This window comes from Paraburkholderia sp. JHI2823, assembly GCF_038900695.1.
In the GTDB taxonomy this organism is placed as follows: Bacteria; Pseudomonadota; Gammaproteobacteria; order Burkholderiales; family Burkholderiaceae; genus Paraburkholderia; species Paraburkholderia mimosarum.
Genome location: NZ_JAYMRY010000377.1, coordinates 1 through 288, shown reverse-complemented (window position 1 = coordinate 288; position 288 = coordinate 1). Strand labels below are relative to the sequence as shown.

The 288-nt window shown below is 56.6% G+C and carries 2 tRNA genes; both read right to left on the bottom strand.

What is annotated here, in order from left to right:
* Positions 1-49 precede the first annotated feature (49 nt).
* Positions 50-125: transfer RNA gene (locus tag VSR34_RS39055), tRNA-Ala, on the bottom strand.
* 37 nt (positions 126-162) lie between these two features.
* Positions 163-239, bottom strand: a tRNA-Ile gene (locus tag VSR34_RS39050).
* Positions 240-288 lie beyond the last annotated feature (49 nt).

Genomic DNA, 288 nt, shown 5'->3' with positions numbered 1-288 from the left:
CGCCAATGCGAAGGGCTCTGCTTCGTGCAGAACGCTGTGCATTGAGGATTGGTGGAGGATGACGGGATCGAACCGACGACCCCCTGCTTGCAAAGCAGGTGCTCTCCCAGCTGAGCTAATCCCCCAGTCATACATACCCAAGGGATCTGCCCGTCACAGACATGGTGGGTCTGGATGGATTCGAACCATCGACCCCCGCCTTATCAAGACGGTGCTCTAACCGACTGAGCTACAGACCCCTGAGTCTGTCTTTCTTACAGCCGACAAGTGTGAGCGCTTTAACGCAGC